The organism is Nocardia nova NBRC 15556 (assembly GCF_001613005.1).
GTDB lineage: Bacteria > Actinomycetota > Actinomycetes > Mycobacteriales > Mycobacteriaceae > Nocardia > Nocardia nova.
The window spans coordinates 20,850-40,951 of record NZ_BDBN01000073.1 but is presented as its reverse complement, the minus strand read 5'-3'; the positions used below and the strand labels follow the sequence as shown (position 1 = coordinate 40,951).

Annotated in this window: 13 protein-coding genes; 6 read left to right on the top strand and 7 right to left on the bottom strand. The window is 70.0% G+C overall.

The annotated features are described in order from the left end of the window. Position 1 precedes the first annotated feature (1 nt). Together NN2_RS26205 and mshC are read left to right on the top strand one after the other, a co-directional pair. Positions 2-841 carry an SCO1664 family protein gene (locus NN2_RS26205; RefSeq protein ID WP_063016777.1) on the top strand — a complete coding sequence of 280 codons (840 nt, stop codon included), beginning with the start codon at positions 2-4 and terminating at the stop codon, positions 839-841. A 189-nt stretch (positions 842-1,030) separates the two neighbouring features. After that, complete coding sequence (gene mshC, locus NN2_RS26200; protein ID WP_063016775.1) at positions 1,031-2,269, top strand: cysteine--1-D-myo-inosityl 2-amino-2-deoxy-alpha-D-glucopyranoside ligase; 1,239 nt, start codon at positions 1,031-1,033, stop codon at positions 2,267-2,269. 190 nt (positions 2,270-2,459) lie between these two features. On the opposite strand, the gene NN2_RS26195 is transcribed toward mshC, so the two are convergent. Continuing rightward, a complete protein-coding gene (locus NN2_RS26195; protein WP_063016773.1) occupies positions 2,460-2,945 on the bottom strand; it encodes an SRPBCC family protein in 486 nt (161 codons plus the stop codon). Further along, complete coding sequence (locus NN2_RS26190; RefSeq protein WP_051756663.1) at positions 2,942-3,304, bottom strand: ArsR/SmtB family transcription factor; 363 nt, start codon at positions 3,302-3,304, stop codon at positions 2,942-2,944. The genes NN2_RS26195 and NN2_RS26190 overlap by 4 nt, the downstream gene beginning before the upstream one ends. A 99-nt stretch (positions 3,305-3,403) precedes the next feature. Here NN2_RS26190 and NN2_RS26185 point away from each other — a divergent pair, with 99 nt between their 5' ends. Then, a complete protein-coding gene (locus tag NN2_RS26185; protein ID WP_063016771.1) occupies positions 3,404-6,379 on the top strand; it encodes a type II toxin-antitoxin system Rv0910 family toxin in 2,976 nt (991 codons plus the stop codon). 9 nt (positions 6,380-6,388) lie between these two features. Here NN2_RS26185 and NN2_RS26180 read toward each other — a convergent pair whose 3' ends face one another. Continuing rightward, a complete protein-coding gene (locus NN2_RS26180) occupies positions 6,389-7,042 on the bottom strand; it encodes an enoyl-CoA hydratase-related protein (RefSeq protein WP_063016769.1) in 654 nt (217 codons plus the stop codon). A gap of 47 nt (positions 7,043-7,089) precedes the next feature. Further along, positions 7,090-7,710, bottom strand: a complete 621-nt coding sequence (locus tag NN2_RS26175; protein ID WP_063016767.1) for a TetR/AcrR family transcriptional regulator — start codon at positions 7,708-7,710, stop codon at positions 7,090-7,092. Between the two features lie 150 nt (positions 7,711-7,860). On the opposite strand from NN2_RS26175, the gene NN2_RS26170 reads away from it, so the two are divergent. After that, entirely contained in the window at positions 7,861-8,700 is an 840-nt protein-coding gene (locus tag NN2_RS26170; protein ID WP_063016765.1) for a patatin-like phospholipase family protein, read from the top strand. A gap of 1 nt (position 8,701) precedes the next feature. Here the strand turns inward: NN2_RS26170 and NN2_RS26165 are convergent, their stop codons facing one another. From NN2_RS26165 to NN2_RS26155, 3 genes are all read right to left on the bottom strand, one after another. Then, a complete protein-coding gene (locus NN2_RS26165; protein WP_063016764.1) occupies positions 8,702-10,060 on the bottom strand; it encodes a M1 family metallopeptidase in 1,359 nt (452 codons plus the stop codon). Between the two features lie 13 nt (positions 10,061-10,073). Beyond that, positions 10,074-14,150 carry a Pls/PosA family non-ribosomal peptide synthetase gene (locus NN2_RS26160; protein WP_082857265.1) on the bottom strand — a complete coding sequence of 1,359 codons (4,077 nt, stop codon included), beginning with the start codon at positions 14,148-14,150 and terminating at the stop codon, positions 10,074-10,076. Positions 14,151-14,555: 405 nt separating this feature from the next. Then, the gene (locus NN2_RS26155; RefSeq protein WP_231982850.1) at positions 14,556-16,427 is read right to left on the bottom strand and encodes an APC family permease; all 1,872 of its coding nucleotides are present in this window, start codon (positions 16,425-16,427) and stop codon (positions 14,556-14,558) included. A 520-nt stretch (positions 16,428-16,947) separates the two neighbouring features. Here NN2_RS26155 and NN2_RS26150 point away from each other — a divergent pair. Continuing rightward, positions 16,948-18,210 (top strand): MFS transporter, encoded by a 1,263-nt coding sequence (locus NN2_RS26150; protein ID WP_063016801.1) that lies wholly within the window; start codon positions 16,948-16,950, stop codon positions 18,208-18,210. Between the two features lie 110 nt (positions 18,211-18,320). After that, positions 18,321-20,069: a serine/threonine-protein kinase gene (locus NN2_RS26145; RefSeq protein ID WP_063016799.1), complete on the top strand. Its 1,749-nt coding sequence runs from the start codon at positions 18,321-18,323 to the stop codon at positions 20,067-20,069. Positions 20,070-20,102 lie beyond the last annotated feature (33 nt).

Genomic DNA, 20,102 nt, shown 5'->3' with positions numbered 1-20,102 from the left:
GGTGACCACGCGCGCGGCGACCGCAGACGAGGGCGCGGCCCGCGACGGCCTCTACAGCGGTGAGTTGTCGATCATCGGGCGGGTGACCACCGCCAGCAACCTGACCCTGGTCTGTGAGATCGACCCGCCGGTCGGCGGTGGCGCGGAGCCGCTGCGGGTGGTGTACAAGCCGGTGCGCGGGGAGCGTCCGCTGTGGGATTTCCCCGACGGCACGCTGGCCGGGCGCGAGGTGGCCTCGTATCTGGTGTCGGCGGCGCTGGGGTGGTCGGTGATTCCGGAGACGATTCTGCGGGAGGGTCCGCTGGGGCCCGGCATGGTGCAGCGCTGGATCGAGACCGTCGACCCGGGTGAGGCGGCGCCGGAGCGCCTGGATCTGGTGGATCTGGTGCCCGCCGGTGCGGTGCCCGCCGGGTTCCGGGAAGTGCTGCGGGCGGTGGACGGCACGGGTGCGCGCGTGTCACTCGTCCATGCCGACGATCCGCGACTGCGCCGGATGGCGGTGCTGGACGTATTGCTCAACAACGCCGACCGCAAGGGCGGGCACGCCCTCGAAGGCGTCGACGGCGGTGTCTACGGGGTCGACCACGGGATCTGCCTGCACAGCGAACCGAAATTGCGCACGGTGCTGTGGGGCTGGGCGGGTGAGCCGGTGGGGGAGGAACTGCTCGGTGACATCGCCGTGTTCGCCGACCGGATTTCGGGTCCGATCGGTTCGGCGCTGGCCGAGCACATCACCGACGACGAGATCGAGGCCCTGGAGGCGCGGGCCCGCGAGCTGCTGAACGATCCGGTGCTGCCGCAACCGATCAGCTCTCGCCCCATTCCCTGGCCCGCGTTCTGAGCCGGTGCGAATCCGGTCGCGCCGATCCGCCGACGTGCGTGCCGCATTCGGTGCGCGCGGCGTACAACGGTTGACTTCGCCACACCGCTGACCCCGGCCGAGGTCGGATGTGGTGGCGAACACCCCGCGACGGGCCCGGTAGCCGGGGGCGGCGGGCGAGGTGCCCGCCCGGACCCTTACCCTCGAATCATGCAGTCCTGGTCCGAAATCTCCGTTCCCGCCGTCCCCGGATCCGGACCGCCGTTGCGGTTGTTCGATACCGCCGACCGGCAGGTGCGCCCGGTGTCGCCCGGCGCGACCGCCACCATGTATGTCTGCGGCATCACACCCTACGACGCCACGCATCTGGGGCACGCGGCGACCTATCTGGCCTTCGATCTGGTCAACCGGATCCTGCGCGACGGCGGCCACGAGGTGCACTACGTACAGAACATCACCGACGTCGACGATCCGCTGTTCGAGCGGGCCGAGCGCGACGGGGTGGACTGGCGCGAACTCGGCACCGGCGAGATCGAGTTGTTCCGCGAGGATATGGCGCAGCTGCGGGTGCTGCCGCCGCGCGACTACATCGGCGCGATCGAATCGGTCGGCGAGGTCGTCGAACTGGTGGACAAACTGCTGGCCGCCGGGGCGGCGTATGTGGTCGACGACGCCGAATACCGCGACATCTACTTCCGCCACGACGCCACCGAGCAGTTCGGCTACGAATCCGGCTACGACCGGGCCACGATGGATCGGCTGTTCGCCGAGCGCGGTGGCGATCCGGAGCGCCCGGGTAAGCGCGACCCGATCGACGCGCTGCTGTGGCGGGCGGCGCGGCCGGGTGAGCCGTCGTGGCCGGCGCCGTTCGGCGAGGGCCGCCCGGGCTGGCATATCGAGTGTGCGGCGATCGCGTTGAACCGGCTCGGCCCCGAATTCGACATTCAGGGTGGCGGCAGCGATCTGATCTATCCGCATCACGAGTATTCGGCCGCGCACGCCGAGGCGCTGGTGTCGCATCGGCGCTTCGCCCGGCACTACGTGCATGCCGGGTTGATCGGCTTGGACGGCGAGAAGATGTCCAAGTCGCGGGGCAATCTGGTGTTCGTGTCGAAGTTGCGGCGCGCGGGCGTGGATCCGTCGGCCATCCGGCTGGGCCTGTTCGCCGACCACTACCGCACCGATCGGCAGTGGTCGGATGCGGTGCTCGAGCAGGCGCAGCAGCGGCTCGCGCGCTGGCGGCAGGCGGCGGCGCTGGAGTCGGGTCCGGGGGCCGAGGAGACGGTCGCGCGATTGCGTCAGCATCTGGCCGATGATCTGGACACCCCGAAAGCCCTTGCCGCCGTGGACAGCTGGGTGCAGCAGGCCCTGACATACGGCGGGCCGGACACCGCGGCGCCGGGCCTGGTTCGCACGGCCGTCGATGCCCTGCTGGGCGTCACTCTCTGAACAGAGGGTGCGCGGTGCACTGGCTGCACATGCGCAACGACTGCAGGCAGTAGGCCGCCGCGGCTCGAGGCCGGACAGCTGATCCGCAGGTGTCGCACCCGCGGATCAGCTGTGATCGTTTACCTCGGCGCTGAACCGATTCACCACTGCCGCCGCCTCGCGATGGGGGCGCGGAAGTGCGCGCAGCAGTTCAGGCAGCGGCCGCGGCGGCGCGTGCGTAGGTGTCCGCCAGTCCGGGCCAGCCGCCCGGCGAGCCGACCGCGTCGCGCATGGATTCCCACCCCTCGCCGTGGTTGGCGAAGTCACCGTGCACGAGAGTGACGGCGGTGTGGGTGGAATCGACAGGGGTGAAGGTGACATCGACGCGGCTGGTCAGGGCCGGGTCGGGCTGGTATTTCCAGTCCAGGGAGATGTCCCAGGAGAACGCGAAGTGGCCGGGACGGTCCCACACGAGGACGCGACCCCACGGGCATTCGGTGCCGTCGGCCTCGCGGCCGAACAACCGTCCGCCGACGCGGGGTTCGACCACCACTTCGGCCAGCGGCCCCGCGCCGATGTGGTGTTCGCGGGGCCACCAGCTGTCCATGCCGGTGGTGAAGACGTCGAAGGCGGTGTCGATGGGCGCCTCGACGGTGAGTTCGACGCGCACCTGGGTCTCGCTGGTTTGCTGTGTCATGACTGCTCCTCGAATATGGTTGTCCCGCTACTTGTTTCGATCGATTGAGCGCGTGCGGCGGCCTCGGCCCGGTCGCGAAACGACGACATCGCCGTCGTCCAGAACCGGGTGAAGTAGCCGCGCAGGGCGTCGATGCCGTTCGGATCGAGCCGGTAGATCCGGCGGGTGCCGATCGCCTCGTCGACCACCAGCCCCGCCTGTTTGAGCACTTTCAGGTGCTGAGAGACCGCCGGACGGCTGACCGGGAGTTCGGCGGCCAGCTCACCGACGGCGCAGGGTCCGCGCCCGAGTCGTTCGAAGATCGCTCGCCGGGTCGGATCCCCGAGAGCGTCGAGCGCACCATCTTGGTAAGTCCCCACGAACCGTAAGTCTAGACTTACGTAACGCAGGTCACAAGTCTTTGACGCCCCGAAAGAGCGGGTGATTAATTGTCTCGGGACGCAACAAGGAGGTTGTCGGTGTCGCCATTGCCGGGATCGGATCGAATCCGCGCCGCACGCACCAAGCTCGAGGCGGGAAATGCCCTGTTCGCGGCGGTGCGCAAGGATCCGCGCATCGCGCGTGACCTGATCACCGGCCTGATCGGCGCCGCTCGATCGCACTCCGCCCCGGCGGCCACACCGGCCGAAGAGGCAGACGGTTATCTCACGCCCGCCGGTGTGAGCGACTACGCCCGGTCCGCACATGCCCGCCGCGGCATTCGGGTGGCACCCGATGCCGTGGCAGCCTATCTCTCGGATCTGAACCGGCTGGCCGACTGGTTCACCCTGCACGCCGGCTGGCGGGGCGAGGCACCCGGCGCTGTGCGCGAGGGCCTGACGTTCACGCAGCAGGCGCTGGTGATGGGCATCCCCGCCGAGTTGCGCTGGACGGTCGTCGAGGCCGGCGAGCGCGGTTTCGCGCTGCGCGGCGAGGGTCCGCAGGGAGTGCGGCTGGGGTATTGGCTGACTGTCGCCGGTGCCGGCGACGAGGCGACGGTGTACTTCGATGCCGGGCTCGGCGGCCCGCCCGTCGAGGGCCCGCTGGGCGCGTCGGTGGCCCGCAGCCTCGGTGAGGCGATGGAGCAGTCCCTGGCCCGGCTACCCGACGCGATCGCCGCGGCCGGACCGGTGAAAAAGCGTGCGGCACAGCCCATTCGACATCGCGCCTCGGGCACCGAGATCGATCCCCGGACCCCCGTGCTGGTGGGCGTCGGGCAGATCACCCAGCGCACACCGGATTCCGGTTACGGAGATCCGGCCGCGCTCGCGGTGACCGCGTTGCGGCGCGCCGCGGCCGATACCGGCGCCGGAGAGGACCTGCTGCGCCGCGCGGACGCGGTGTTCGCGGTGGCGTGCACGTCGTGGCAGTACCGGGATATGGGGGCGGTGATCGCGCAGCGCCTGGGTGTGGGGGATGTCGACACCGCGCAGTCGAGTCCCTTCGGCGGCGACGGCGGTCAGCTGGTGATCAACGAGGCCGCGGCGGCGATCGCGGCCGGTGAGTACGACATGGTGCTGGTCACCGGCGCGGAGGCCGGAGCCACGCAGGCCGCCGCGCAGCGCGCCGGTGTGGAGCTGTCGTGGCCGCAGCAGGGTTCCGAGGTCGTGCCGACCCGCTCGATCGGCATCGACAAACCGGCCAACAATCCGGCCGAGACCGCGGCGGGCCTGATCGCGCCGATCAACATGTACGCCCTGCTGGAGTCGGCGAACCGGCATCGGCTGGGCCGCAGCCCCGGCGATCACGCCGAGGCCGTGGCCGAACTCTGGTCGCGGCTGTCGGCGGTGGCGGCGCGCAACGAATACGCCTGGCAGCCCGAGGAATTCGACGCCGACCGGATCGCCACTCCCGGTCCGGACAATCGCATGGTGTCCACGCCCTACACCAAACTGGAATGCGCGAATCTGACCGTCGATATGGCCAGCGGCATCGTGGTGTGCAGTGCCGCGGCCGCGCAGGAGGCCGGAATCGCGCAGGACAAGTGGATCTTCATCCACGCCGGCGCGTCCGGGCACGACGAGTGGTTCACCAGTGAACGCGCCGAACTGGCGGCCTCACCGGCGATCGCGACGCTGGGCCGGGCGGTGCTCGAGCACAGCGGCATCGGCGTCGAGGCGCTGACCCACGTGGATCTCTACGCCTGCTTCCCGGTGGCGGTGCAGATCGCCGCGCGCGAATTGGGGCTGGCGATCGACGATCCGGCCCGTCCGCTGTCGGTGACCGGCGGACTGACCTTCGGCGGCGGTCCGGGTAACAACTACGGCGGCCACGCGGTGGCGACGATGGTGGCGCGGTTGCGCGCGGAACCCGGCACCTTCGGCCTGGCGAGTTCGCTGGGCTGGTACGTCACCAAACACGCTCTGGGCGTGTACTCGTCGCTGCCGCCCGCCCGGCCGTACCGGCATCTGCGCCCGATCATCGAGAATCCGCCGGCGCGCCCGGCCCGCAGCACCCACGACGGTCCCGCGGTGGTGGAGGCCTACACCGTCGCCTACGCTCGCGACGGACAGCCGGAAGCGGCGATTGTGAGCCTGATCGAACCCGCGGGCGGCCGGATTCTGCTGCGCAACACCGATTCCGAGCTGATCGCGCAATTGGTCGACGGCGATCTGCTGGGTTTGCCGGTGACGGTGTCCGGGCACGATATCAGCGTCGAGGGTCGCGAGCGGGTGGAGTTGCCGGCCCCGCCCGCCCCGCCGGTGCTGGTAGAGCGCCGCGGCCCGGTCACGATCATCACCTTGAACCGCCCGCAGGTGCGCAATGCCGTCAATCTGGCCACCGCCCTCGGGCTGGAACGGGCCTTGGACGCCTACGAGGCCGATCCGTCGGCGCAGGTCGCGATCATCACCGGCGCGGGTGGATACTTTTGCGCCGGAATGGATCTCAAGGCCGCCTCGCGCGGCGAGACGCCGATGACCGAGAAGCGCGGCCCGCTCGGTATCACCGCGAAACCACCGGTGAAGCCGTTGATCGCGGCGGTCGAGGGACCGGCCCTGGCCGGTGGCTGCGAACTGGCGCTGGCCGCCGATCTCGTGGTGGCAGCACAGGATTCGACGTTCGGGATCCCCGAGGTCAAACGCGGACTGGTGGCCGTCGGCGGTGGCGTCTTGCGGCTGGCGCAGCGGTTACCGCGGGCGGTGGCGATGGAGCTGGCGCTGACCGGTGATCCCATCTCCGCCGAACGCGCGGCGGCACTGGGACTGGTCAATCAGGTGACCGAATCGGGGAAGGCCCTCGACGCCGCACTGGAGCTGGCGCAGCGGATCGCGGTGAACGCGCCGCTGAGTCTGGCGGCGAGTAAACGCATCATCGACGAATCACCGGACTGGTCCACCGATATCGCGTTCACGCGCCAGCTCGAGGTGTCGGGCAGTGCGCTGTCGTCGGAGGATGCGGCCGAGGGTGTGCTGGCGTTCGCGCAGAAGCGCACGCCCGAGTGGAAGGGCCGCTGAGCAGCGCGATCAGGCGGTCAACGCAGTGTAGGCGCCAGCGTAGAACACCGATTTGATCGATCCCAATGTGCCTTGGTCCTTGGCGCCGAGCGGGGCCAGCAGCGCGGTGGCGATCTCGACCTCCGTGCCCGCGGCGGCGGTGGCGTCGACCAGGCCGTGTTCGTGGGCTTCGGCCCCGCCGAACCGTCGTCCGGTGAGCACCGCGGCGGTGATGGCTTCGGCCGACAGCTTGGCCTGTACGAGCGCGGCCAGCGCCGGGGTGAACGGCACGCGGATGTCGACCTCGGGGAAGCAGAAGTAGCCACGATCGGCGCGCATGACCCGCTGGTCGTGCGCGAGGGCGAGCATCGCGCCGGCGCCGAAGGCATGACCGGGCAGGGCCGCCACACTCGGCACCGGCAGCGTGAGCACCCGCGCCAGCAGCCCCTGCACCTGTTCGACGTACCACGGGGCGCGCTCGCCGTGGGCGCCCAGCCACTCCAGGTCGAGTCCGTTGGAGTAGAACTTGCCGCTCGCGGTGGTGATCAATCCGGTGGCGCCATCGGCGAGCACGGTGTCGAGGTGAGCGTTCACGGCGGCGAGGAACTCGGGTGAGAAGCGGTTCTCGCCGGCGCCGAGGTCGAGGACGGCGACGGTGTCACGGTAGGTGAGAGCGGGGGACATCGGATCTCCTTCGGTGCTTCGTTGGTAGCCGGTTTGTGGTGTGGGGGTCAGTGTTTCGGTGGTGGTCCGGCGCTGACGGCGGAACGGACGGCGGCCCGCAACCGCATCCGGGTGTCGGGGTCGGCGAGGCGGTCACGCGACAGCAGCAGCGCGGTGGGCAGATCGACGATGCAGACGGTGATCACCTCGACCGCGCGCCGGTCCTCGCGCTGCCACAGGTGCGCCGACAACCGCCGCATCACCGCGACGAGCCCGCGGTGCTGGGCGCGCACCTCGGCGGCCACACTCTCGGGCAGCTCCGCGGCGAGCACCTCGTCGTGCCGCAGCATCGTCACCAGGCGGGACGAGGCCGGATACCGTGCGGCGAACTCCGCGGGCGCCTCGGCCGCGCGCACGACCGCCTGCACGGCGGCCTCGCTGCCGGATCCGTCCGCCAGCGCCTCGTCGACGAGTTCGTTCTGCACGTCCAGGAACCGGTGCGCGGCGCGAATCCACATGCGCGCCACCAGTTGCGCGCGCGAGCCGAAACTGTGGTAGATCGCCCCGTTCGACATGCCGCTGGCAGCCGCGACCGCGCGAATCGTCACGGCGGGCACACCCGCGGCCACGGCGAGCGCTTCGGCATGGTCGAGAACGACATCGAGGTCGTGGATGCGGGGGCGGGGCACGACCTCACCATAACAGAGCAATTGCTCTAATACTCGGTGGTGTGCGCCACACGATCGCGACCGGCACAGCACACCGACAGCGCGCGATCGAGGCGCTCCGTGAGGTCCGAGGCGCTGCGCGGCGGAGAGCGCGCCGGTAGTGTCGCGCTCATGTGTGCCGCACTCTCGCCCGACCGATTCCGCACCGCATTGGTACTGGGCGGCGGCGGTCCCGTCGGGATCGCGTGGATGGCGGGGGTGATGGTCGGATTGCGTGCCGCCGGGATCGATCCCGCGCGCGCGGACCGGATCGTGGGCACGTCGGCAGGGTCGGTGGTCGGTGCGGTGCTCGCGGCGGGCGGGGATCTGGAACACCTGGGGGCCACCCGGTCGCCGGGCGGCGAATCGTTCGCACCGGATCCGCGCCGACTCGCCGAGATCTTCTCATTGCGAACCACCCCCGGCGACGCGCGCGAAATCCGCCGCCGCATGGGCGAATTGGCGCTGGCCACCGAGGCCGGAGATCCCGACGCCCACGTCGAACGGATCGCCCGGCTGGCCGGTGTCACCGAATGGCCGGAGGCCGACCTGCGCGTCACCACGGTCGATATCGGCACCGGCGAACTGCAGGTGTGGACCCGCGACACCGCGGCGACGTTGCCGCAGGCACTGGCCGCGAGCACCTCGGTCCCGGGCGTCTTCCCGCCGATCCCGATCGGTGAATCCCGCTATTTCGACGGCGGTGTGCGCTCGGCCCTCAATGCCGACCTGGCCGCCGGCGCGCAGATCGTGGTGATCATGGAACCGCTGGCGCACATGTTCCCCCGCACCCGCACCGATCGCGCGCACGGCGCGGAGACCGAGATCTCCATCGCCCCCGATGCCGAGGCGGTGGCCGTCTTCGGCATCGACGTGTTCAACCCGGCCGCGCTGACCCCTGCCTACGAAGCCGGGTTGCGCCAATCCGCCGATGCGGCACGGCAATTGGCCGACGTCGGATTCGACGCCTGAGTCAGCTGCCGACCGCGCCCAGCCCGTGCTGCGGCAGCTCGGGCAACGCCGCGCGGTAGAGCCAGCTGTCCCACAACTCGCGCAGCGGGGCGGGGCTGTAGTGGCCGGCGAGGTCGGTGAAGTCCTCGGCGGCGACGGTGCCGTAGCGGTGCCGGGCGGTCCAGTCGCGCAGCAGGGAGAAGAAGGCGTCGTCGCCGAGGCGCAGGCGCAGGGCATGCAGGGTGAGGGCGCCGCGTTTGTACACCCGGTCGTCGAACATCGACGCCGGCCCGGGATCGCCGATCACGAGATCCTGCGCGGACCGGGCGAGGTTCTGGCGGGCGGCGCGGGCCAGCTGGTCGGCGCTGGGTCCGCCGCCGGCCTGGGACCAGATCCATTCGGCGTAGCAGGCGAAGCCCTCGTGCAGCCAGATGTCGCGCCACTGCCGCACGGTGAGGCTGTTGCCGAACCACTGGTGGGCCAGTTCGTGCGCGATGAGCCGTTCCGCGCCGCGCTGCCCGTCGCAGTGGTTGGCGCCGAAGATCGACAATCCCTGTGCCTCGATGGGGATTTCGAGCTCGTCGTCGGTGACGACGACGGTGTAGCCGGGAAACGGATAGGGCCCGAACCGGCGCTCGAATTCGGCCATCATCTGTGGTTGCCGAGCGAAGTCGTGGTCGAAGGCGGTGCGCAGCCGCGGCGGTAGCACCGCGGTCATCGGCACCTTCGTGAGGCGTCCGGCGTCGATGCGGTGGGCGCGATAGGGTCCGATCTGGATGGTGGCCAGATAGGAGGCCATCGGCTCGGACTGCTCGTACACCCAGGTGGTCTGGCTGGATTTGGTGGTGCGAGCGGTCAGTACGCCGTTGGCGAGCGCGTGATACGGGGAGTCGGTGGTGATCGATATCCGGTAGCTCGCCTTGGAGCTGGGGTGGTCGTCGCACGGGAACCAGGACGCCGCGCCGTTGGGCTGGCTCGCCACGAGCACACCGTCGGTGAGTTCCTCCCAGCCGACCTCACCCCACGGCCCGCGCACGGGTTTCGGGGTGCCGCCGTAGTGCACCACGATCGACAGTGCCGCGCCCGGCGGGACCTGGCGCGCGGGTGTGATCGTCAGCTTCCCGCGGGTGTGGGTGTATTTGGCGGGTTTGGCGCCGTTGACGAAAACCTTTGCCACACTCAGTGTTTGCGACAGATCCAGCGCGAACCGCGGCTGCACCGCGGTGGTCACCGCCGTGATGGTGGCCCGCCCGGTCAGCCGGTTGGCGGCGACCTTGTACATCAGGTCCAGTTCGTAACGCGAGACCCGATAGCCGCGGTTGCCGTTCTGCGGCAGATAGTCGTCGATCGGCGCCTCGGCGCCACCTTTGCCCAGCTTCACCGACGACCTGCCTTCACTTACCGCGCCGGGTATCCGGCCACGGCGCAATCGGATTGCCCTGCCACCGGGTCGACGCGGGGACGGTGTCCCCGCGCATCACCAGCGACGCCGGGCCCACGGTCGCACCGGCGCCGATGCGGGCCGCGGGCAGTGCCACGCAGTGCGGGCCGAGGGTGGCTCCGGCCTCGAGGGTCACGCTGTCCATGGACATGATCCGATCATGGAACAGATGTGTTTGCACGACACAGCCGCGTTCCACCGTCGCTCCGTCGCCGAGGCTCACCAGATCGGCCTCGGGCAGCCAGTACGATTCGCACCACACTCCGCGCCCGATGCGCGCGCCGAGCCCGCGCAGCCAGATGTTCATCACCGCGGTGCCGGTGGCCGCGCGCGCGAACCACGGCGCGGCAACGGTTTCCACGAACGCGTCGCACACCTCGTTGCGCCACACGAACGAACTCCAGAGCGGATGTTCCACCTTCCGGATACGTCCGACGATCAACCATTTCGCCGCCACCGCGCACGCACCGGCCGCGGCGCCGGCGATCAGCAGCACCACACCGGAACAGAGTGCGGCCAGCCAGTATCCGGGCCCGGAGGCCAGCCAGGCCAAGGCGAACAACACACCGAGCCCGATGCCGAAGCTGAGGATCACCGGGATCAGCCGGCAGGTCTCCACCAGCGCGCGCGCCAGTTTCAACCGCAGCGGCGGATCGAAGGTGCGCGCGGTGTCGGAATCGCCGGCGGTGCGGCGCAACCGCACCGGCGGGCTGCCCAGCCACGACGAACCCGCCTTCGCCTTCTCCGGAGCCGCCGACAACACCGCCACCAAACCGTTCTTGGGCACCCGCCGTCCGGGCGCGGTCATACCGGAGTTACCCAGAAAGGCCCGCTTTCCCACCTTGGCGCCGCCGATGTGCATCCAGCCGCCGCCGAGTTCGTAGCCGGCGATCATGGTGTCGTCGGCGAGGAAGGCCCCGTCGGCGACCTTGGTGAATTTCGGCAGCAGCAGCACCGTCGACGCCTCGACGCCCTTGCCCACGTCGGCGCCGAGCAGCCGCAGCCACAGCGGAGTGAGCAGGCTGGCATACAGCGGGAACAGGAAGGTCCGCGCGGAGTCGGTGAGCCGTTCGGTGGCCCAGGCCTGCCAGCCGACACGACTACGCACGGGGTGGTAGCCCTCGGTCAATCCGATCGCGAGCACGCGGATCGCGACGACGGTCACCACAGCGAAGACCGCGAGCACGATCAGCGCGGCCACCGGCAGCACCAGCATCGCGTGTGCCAGCGCCCCGGTCAGCGTTGTTTCGTCGCGGATCCACCAGGCCAGCAGCAGTCCGCCCGCGGCCAGGGCGAACACCGGCAGCGCCGACAGCAGCATCGAGGTGACGCCGAAGACGAGCACCCAGTGCAGTGCGCGCGGCGGTGTGCCGGCGGGCCAGCGATGTTCGGCGGGACCGACTTTCACCGCGGGCGATCCGGCCCAGCTCTGGCCCGCTTTCACCTTCCCGAATACCGCCGAGCCCGGTTCCACGACGGCGTTCTTGCCGATCACCGCGCCGGGCATCACCGTGGAGCGGGAACCGACCACCGCGCCGGGCCCGATGCGGATTTCCCCGATGTGCACGAGGTCGCCGTCGATCCAGTATCCGGCCAGGTCCACTTCCGGTTCGACGCTGCAGCCGTCGCCGAGTTCGAGCATCCCGGTGACCGGCGGCAGCGTGTGCAGGTCGACGCCGCGCCCGATGCGTGCCCCGAGCGCGCGGGCGAACGGCACCATCCACGGTGCGCCGGAGAGGTTTTCCGCGCCCGCGGCCTCGGCCATCCGCACCGCCGTCCACAGGCGCAGATGGACCGAGCCGCCGCGTGGGTAGCTGCCGGCGCGCACGCCGCGCAGCAGGATGCGGGCGCCGGCCACGCAGATCGCCATCCGGCCGGGCGGTGAGATGAACAGCACGAATCCGGCCAGCGCCCACCACCACGACAGTCCCGGCATCCACGGCAGCGCACCGAAGCGGGAGGCGATGTTGGTGACCACGCCGAGCCAGGTGAGCCATTGCAGGCCGGTGAGGGTGGTCAGCGGCACCGAGGCCAGCACCTGGAACCATTGCGCGCGCCGCGGTGTCGGGGTGACGTGGCGGGTGGGCGCTTGTTCGGTGGGGGCGGCGGCGTCGATGAATTCGGCCAGCGCGCCGAGGCGCGGATGATCGTAGAGGTCGGCGACGGTGATCTGCGGCAGCCGTTCGCGCAGCGCGGTGACCAGCTGCGCCGCCGACAGCGAACCGCCGCCGAGGTCGAAGAAGTCCGAGTCCAAGTCATCGACATCGGCGCCGAGCACCGAATGCCACAGTCCCGCAAGCCAATACGCGGTGCCGTCCAAACCCGCGCCGGGTTCGCCGTCGGCGCCGGGCAGCGGCCACGGCAGCGCGTCACGGTCGACCTTTCCCGATGTGCGCGTGGGTAATTCGTCCAGCACGGCCAGCCGGGGCACGAGGGCCGCGGGCAGTCGTTCGGCGAGCAGTTCCCGCGCGTGCGACAGGTCGATGCCGTCGTCGCCGGTGGACAGGTAGCCCACGAGGATCGGGGTGCCGGTGGCGGTGGTGCGCACGGCGGCCGCGGCGGCGGTGACGCCGGGCAGATGTTGCAGCGCGGCGTCGAGTTCGCCGAGCTCGATCCGCCGTCCCCCGACTTTGACCTGGTCGTCGGCGCGGCCGAGGAAGATCAGCCCCGCGGGGTCGTTGCGCACCATATCGCCGGAGCGGTAGGCGCGCTGCCATCCGAGTGTCGGCATCGGCGCGTACTTCTCGGCGTCCTTGGCCGGGTCGAGGTAGCGGGCCAGCCCGACGCCGCCGATCACCAGTTCACCGGCTTCCCCTTCGACGACCGGTGTGCCCTCGGCGTCGACGACGGCCAGATCCCAGCCGTCCAGCGGTAATCCGATGCGCACCGGCGGCGTGCCGGTGAGCTGTGCCGCGCACGCCACCACGGTGGCCTCGGTGGGGCCGTAGGTGTTCCACACCTCGCGGTCGTCGCTGCCGGCGAGCCGCTCGGCCAGTTCCGGGGGCACCGCCTCGCCGCCGAAGATCAGCAGCCGCACCGCGTCGAGCGCTTCCGGCGGCCACATGGCGGCCAGGGTGGGCACCGTGGACACGATGCTGATCTCGCGGCGCACCAGCCAGGGCCCCAGATCCATCCCGCTACGTACCAGCGCACGCGGCGCCGGCACCAGGCACGCGCCGTGCCGCCACGCCAGCCACATCTCCTCGCAGGACGCGTCGAAGGCCACCGACAGTCCGGCCAGCACCCGGTCGCCGGGCCCGATCGGGTCCTGCCGCAAAAACATTCGCGCTTCGGCGTCGACGAATGCGGCGGCGTTGCGGTGGGTGACCGCCACCCCCTTGGGGGTTCCCGTGGAGCCGGAGGTGAAGATGATCCACGCGTCGTCGTCGACCGTGGGGCCGGGCGCGTCGGGATCGGCCGGCGCGCGGTTGCCGTCTCCACGCGGGTCGGTGCCGTCTCGGCCCACGGCGGTGTCGTCCGCGCGCATGGCGGTGTCGTCTCGGCGCATGGCGGTGTCGTCTCGGCGCACGGCGGTGATGCCGTCGGCAGTGACGACGGCGGCGACCGCGGCCTCGCCGAAGACCAGTTCGGCGCGTTCCTCCGGGTCGTCGGCGTCGACGGGGACGTAGGCGGCCCCGGCGCGCAGGACGGCGAGGATGGTCACATACAGCCGTGCGGTTCCCGAGGGAATCCGCACTCCGACCCGGTCGCCGCGCCGGATGCCCGCCGCCCGCAACTCGGTTACCGTCGCGTCGATCGCCGCGAGCAACTCCCGATAGGTCAGTACCTCCGTGCCGTCGTCGACGGCATCGGCGTCGGGGTGCGCGTGTGCTGTTTCGGCGAGGATGTCGACCAGTGTGCGAGGCTGCGCCGCGGCGGCGCCGCGCAGCAGCGGCGAGGCGGGAGCCTGCGCGGTACGCCGGCCGGAGTCCGGGTCGGCGACCTCGGTCCCGTCGGTTTCGGTCACCGCCGAGCCGGAGGGGCCGGCATCTGCGCGGGTTCGGGAATCCGTCGCGGTCTCGGAGCTCATCGGAGCTTCGGGGTCCGTCGCGGTCTGGGAGTCCGTCGAGACCGGGGAGTCCGCAGAGGCTGTGGGTTCAGGGGGCTCACCATTCGTGTCGCTGCCCGAGGGCGCGGTGAGTGGCGCGTCGGTAGCGCCCGCGCCCGACTGCGAACCGACGATCACGTTGCTGCCTACCTCTCCCGTTCCCGGCTATCGGACGTCCGGTTCTCTCACATTGGGGTTACCGTTGCGCAAACACCAGCTGTCCGGTTCACGCGCGTCCGGGCCGCCACAGCCCCCGACGATCGCACCGTCGGCCCGCCCTATTGTCCCAACACAACCGCACGTGGGCTCTCGCGGGGGCGACGGGCGCGTTCGCCCGCGATATGCCGAGGTCTCGCCGACCACGCACTGCCTCCTGCGAGCGCCCGGTCAGCTGTCGACGTGTACGTGCGGGCGCTGATTCGGATCGGCGACAGCGCGCCGCAGAATCTCCCGGGTCACCGGCGCGACCTCGCCCTCACCGACGAACAGGAATTTCAGCAGGTTGAGCAGCGGATTGCCCTCGGTCCATTCGAAATACACGTGCGGATTCATGCCGGTGCGATCGCGTATCGCGAGCAGGATCGCGGCGATCGAGTTGGGCACCGCGGCGGCTTCGACGGAGAGGATTTTGTAGCAGTCGATCTCGACCGCGCCGACGTTGAGGTCGGTGGAGAATTCCGAGGCGTCCTTGACGATCACCTCGAGGAACAGGATCGGCTCCTTGGCGGGGATGTGGCTTTCGATCCGCTGTTCGGCTTCCTTCTGCCGGTAGTCGTCGGGCCGGCGGGCGTCGACGTCGTCGAGGTCGTGGGTGACGATGCGGATGGTGCCCGAGGCGGCGATCTTGTCGATGAGCCAGGCCGCCTTGTCGTCGAAGTCGACCTCGATGGCCCGCAGCTCGAACGCGCGCCGCGCCCGCGACACGAACGACACCACGATGATGGCGATGATGAACAGCGAGGCCAGCTGCACGCCCTCGGGGCGTTCCACGATATTGGCGATGGTGGTGTAGACGAATACGGCCGCCACGGCACCGAATCCGAAAACCTTGCCGCGCTGGCGTTTTCGTGCCGCGGACAGGGTGACGGCGACGGCGGCGGAGGTGATCAGCACGAGCACACCGGTGGCGTAGGCGCCGCCCTGGGCGTCGACGTCGGCGTCGAAGTACCAGGTGATGCCGAAAGCGATCACCGCGAACACCAGCACCAGCGGACGGGTGGCGCGCGCCCATTCCGGCGCCATGCCGTAGCGGGGCAGGTACCGCGGCACCAGGTTGAGCAGTCCGGCCATGGCCGAGGCGCCGGCGAACCACAGTATGGCGATGGTGGAGATGTCGTAGACGGTGCCGAATCCGTTGCCCAGATACTCGTGGGCGAGATAGGCCAGCGCGCGGCCGTTGGCGGATCCGCCGGATTCGAATTCGCGTTCCGGGATCAGCACCACGGTGATGAAGCTGGTGACGATGAGGAATGCGCTCATGATCAGCGCGGCCGTGGTCAGCAGTTTGCGCGCGCCGCCGATCCGCTGCTCCGGGTGCTCCTCGGTGTCGCCGGGGCCGCCTTTGATCTGCGGCATCACCGCCACACCCGTTTCGAAACCCGAGAGTCCGAGCGCGAGTTTGGGGAAGACGAGCAGCGAGATGCCCACCATCGCGAAGACGCTGCCGTGCTGGGCGGTCATGGCGTGGCCCCAGTCGACGACCAGGTGCGAGGCGGTGGCGACCTTCCACACCCCGACGACAGCGACCACCAGGTTCAGCGCCAGGTAGACCCCGACCAGCCCGATCGCGATTCGGATCGCCTCGGCGAATCCTTTGAGAAAGATCGCGGCCAGCAGTGCCAGCAGGGTGAGGGTGATCGCGAGCCCGTGCCCGTGCAGCGCCTGCGGCACGAACGGATTCTCGACGATGTGGGCGGCGCCGTCGGCCGCCGACAGCGTCATGGTGATCACGAAGTCGGTGGCGGCGAATCCGAGCAGGACCAGGATGAACAGTTTGCCGGTCCAGCGGGGAAGGATATCGGCGAACATGGCCAGCGAACCGCCGCCGTGTGGAGATTCGCGGGCCACTCGCCGATACACCGGCAGCGCGCCCAGCAACGTCAGCGCGACCAGCACCAGCGTCGCCAGCGGGGACAGCACGCCGGCGGCCAGCGCGGCGATGCCGGGCTGATAGCCGAGGGTGGAGAAGTAGTCGACCCCGGTCAGGCACATCACCTGCCACCACGACCGTTGATGCTGCTCTTCGGCCTGCTTCACCATCGGGCCGGGATGGCGGGAGTAGCGGTCCTCGTCGGCGCCCTGCAGCAACCAGTCCGTCAAAGCCGAACGCGGTCGTCCGGTGGCGGTGGCGGTCACGTGATCCCCCTCGGGAGCATCTGTCCGGGCATCCCGGAGTCCAGCGATATCCGGGTCAATGTACGTGGGCCGCCACCGCAGCCACGCATACCGGATGTCGTGCGCGGCAGCGCAAAACGGCAAATCAGACACACAATCCGGCAAATCCGGCGCAGGCCCGGCCGATGACTACCGTTCACCGGCCGCGTCGCGCTGTGAGCGGAGTCACCCACCCCGATATCATCGCAGGTGGATCCCACCGACCGAGCCGGCCGCGCTGCCTGCGTCCGGTTTGCCGGACCACCCACCGGGTACCCGAGTGTTTCGTGTCCCACGTCGCGGCATCGCGGCCGGGCGCGCAGCAACCGAAAACAGGTGAGGAGGAGCGCGCGTGAGCACCAGCCTGCCGCACGCCCAGCAACGACGTTCGGTGGCCGCCGCGGCCATGGGCAACGCCACCGAGTGGTACGACTACGGCGTCTACGCGGCCACCGCCTCCTATCTGACCGACGCGTTCTTCCCCGGCTCACTGGGCACGCTGGGCACGCTGCTCGGTTTCGCCATCTCCTTCGTGCTGCGCCCGATCGGCGGCATGGTGTGGGGCCCGCTCGGCGACCGAGTCGGCCGCAAACTGGTGCTGGCCACCACGATCCTGCTGATGGCCGCGGCCACGGGCTGCATCGGCATCCTGCCCACCCATTCGGCGGTGGGTATCGCCGCGCCGATCCTGCTGATCCTGCTGCGCGTCGTGCAGGGATTCTCGACCGGCGGCGAATACGGTGGCGCGGCCACCTACATCGCGGAATCGACCGATGAGCGCCGCCGCGGATTCCTCGGCAGCTTCCTCGAATTCGGCACCCTGTCCGGATTCGTCGGTGGCTCCACGGTGGTACTGATCCTGCAGGTTCTGCTCTCCGACGACGCGATGCAATCGTGGGGCTGGCGCATTCCGTTCCTGCTGGCGGTGCCGCTGGGCCTGATCGGCTGGTATCTGCGCAGCAAGCTCGACGAATCACCGGTGTTCACCGAGGTCGCCGAGCATCAGAAGGCCCAGGGCGGGCTGCGGGTGCTGCTGCGCGACTACCGCCGCGAACTGCTGACCATCGCCGGACTGGTGGTCGCACTCAACGTCGTCAACTACACGCTGCTGGCGTATCAGCCGACCTATCTGCACAACACACTGGGCATGGGCGATTCCGAGACCACGGCGATGGTGCTGGTCGGCCAGATCGTGATGGCGCTGGTGCTGCCGGTGTCGGGTGCGGTCTCCGACCGGGTGGGTCGGCGGCCGATGTGGCTGGTGTCGCTGGTGGGGCTGGCGATCCTGGCCATCCCCATGTACTGGCTGATGGCTCAGGGCGCGGTGTGGGCGATCGTCGGCTTCGTCGTGCTGGGCCTTCTCTACGTTCCCCAGCTGTCCACGATCTCGGCGACCTTCCCGGCGATCTTCCCGACGCAGGTGCGGTACGCGGGATTCGCGTTGGGCTACAACATCTCCACCGCCGCGTTCGGCGGTACCGCACCGCTGATCAACGAGTCGGTCATCGACGCCACCGGCTGGCATCTGTTCCCCGCCTACTACATGGTGGGCGCGTGCCTGGTCGGCCTGGTGGCCTGGTTCTTCCTGCGCGAGACCGCGGGCGTCTCGCTGGCCGGCACCGAGGTTCCCGACGCGGCCGACGAGGAACCGGTTCCGCAGCCCAGCTAGAGCTTCCGGAGCTTGCCTAGGTCCACCGCTTGCGGCGGATGCCGCGCTCGTGTGTGATCGAGCGAGCCCGCACGCGGCAGGGCACGGCCCGGAAGGAACGACGAGTCCAGATGCTCCCACTGGAGTCCGGTGATCCGGCGACCATCGGCCCCTACCGTCTGCTCGGGGTACTCGGCTCCGGCGGAATGGGCCGAGTCTATCTGGGCCGCAACGCCGGTGGCCGCACCGTCGCGGTGAAGGTGGTGCGACCGGATCTGTCGGATGATCCCGAATTCCGCACCCGGTTCCGGCGGGAGGTGGCCGCCGCGCGGCGGGTGACGGGCGCGCATGCGGTGCCGGTGCTGGACGCCGATGTGGAGGCGGAGCGGCCGTGGCTGGCCACCGGGTACGTCGCGGGGTTGTCGTTGCGCGAGGCCGTGGACTCGTTCGGGCCGTTGCCGGAATCGGCGCTGGTTCCGCTGGCCGCGGGCCTGGCGCGGGCGCTGGCCGATGTGCACGCGGCCGGGGTGGTGCACCGCGATCTGAAACCGTCCAATGTGCTGCTGACTCTCGACGGGCCGCGGCTGATCGATTTCGGTATCGCCCGCGCCGCCGACGACGACGGCACGCTGACCACGACCGGCAAGGTGATCGGTTCGCCGGGTTATATGGCGCCGGAACATATTTCGGGTGATGCGCCGGTGGGGCCGGCGGTCGATGTGTTCGCCCTCGGCGGGGTGCTGGTGTATGCCGCCAGCGGCAGTGGGCCGTTCGGTTCGGGTGATTCGATCCCGATGCTGTGGCGGGTGATGCAGGAACCGGCGCGCCTGGATGGCCTGCCGGCGGCGTTGCGTCCGCTCGCGGGAGTATGCCTGGACAAACAACCCGATAATCGCCCGACGCCCGCCGAAATCGAAAGGCAGTGTGTGGCATTGGGTGACGCCCGGTCGGGGTGGTTGCCGGGACCGATCCTGGAGGCGATCAGCCGTCAGGCGGTGATGCTGCTGGATCTGGATTCCGGTCCGGTGCCGAACGTTCCGCCGGTCACGCCGCAGAGCGCGCCCGACCTTCCCTCCACGCTGATCGGCTCCGGCGCCGTAGGGCACCCGCACACGCCCGTGCCGCCGACCGAGGCGTCACCGCCGACCGTACGGCGATCGCTTCCGGGCGATGCGGGCCGGTCATCGACCTTCACCCCCGGCCACTTCCCGAACACCGGTATGCCCGGGCGGACGGGTTCGTGGCCCGGCGCGCCGTCGCAACCGTCCGCACCATGGGATCCCCACGGCTACACCCAGGCCGGCGCACACGCTGAAAGCCCTCCCGCACACAGCAATTCGTCGCGGCGCCGGTTGGTGACGATCGGATGCCTGGCCGTGGTGTTGGTGGCGGCGGCGGTGATCAGTGCCACGCTCGCCTTCCGCAGCGCGTCATCGGATCGGCCGGCGTCTGCTCCCGGTACCGAAACCTCGGTCGAGACCGAGGACACGTCGGCCCCGGAGGCCACCGCCGCCGAGACGACAGTCGCGGGAAGCGAGTTGGCGGCGCTGCCCGCCGATTACGCGGGCACCTGGAAGGGCACCGCCACCGACGGGCTGGCCACCTACGACATCGTCGTCACCCTGCGCGCGGGCGCGGTGGGCACGGAACTGGGTACGGCGAGCAATACCGGCCGGACCAGTGGTCTCACCTGCCGACGCGCCGAAACCCTCACCTCGGCGAGCGATTCCTCGATCACGCTGCGGGCCCGCTTGGTCTCGGGCGCGACCTGTATGGACGACGGCCAGTCCTCCACCCTCACCCTGAACCCGGACCACACCGTCGCCTATTCGATGACCGGCCCGATCGGCGCCATCACGGGAACACTGCGGCGCCAGTGAAACCGGCTGCGGCACAACGGTTGTCGCCTCGGC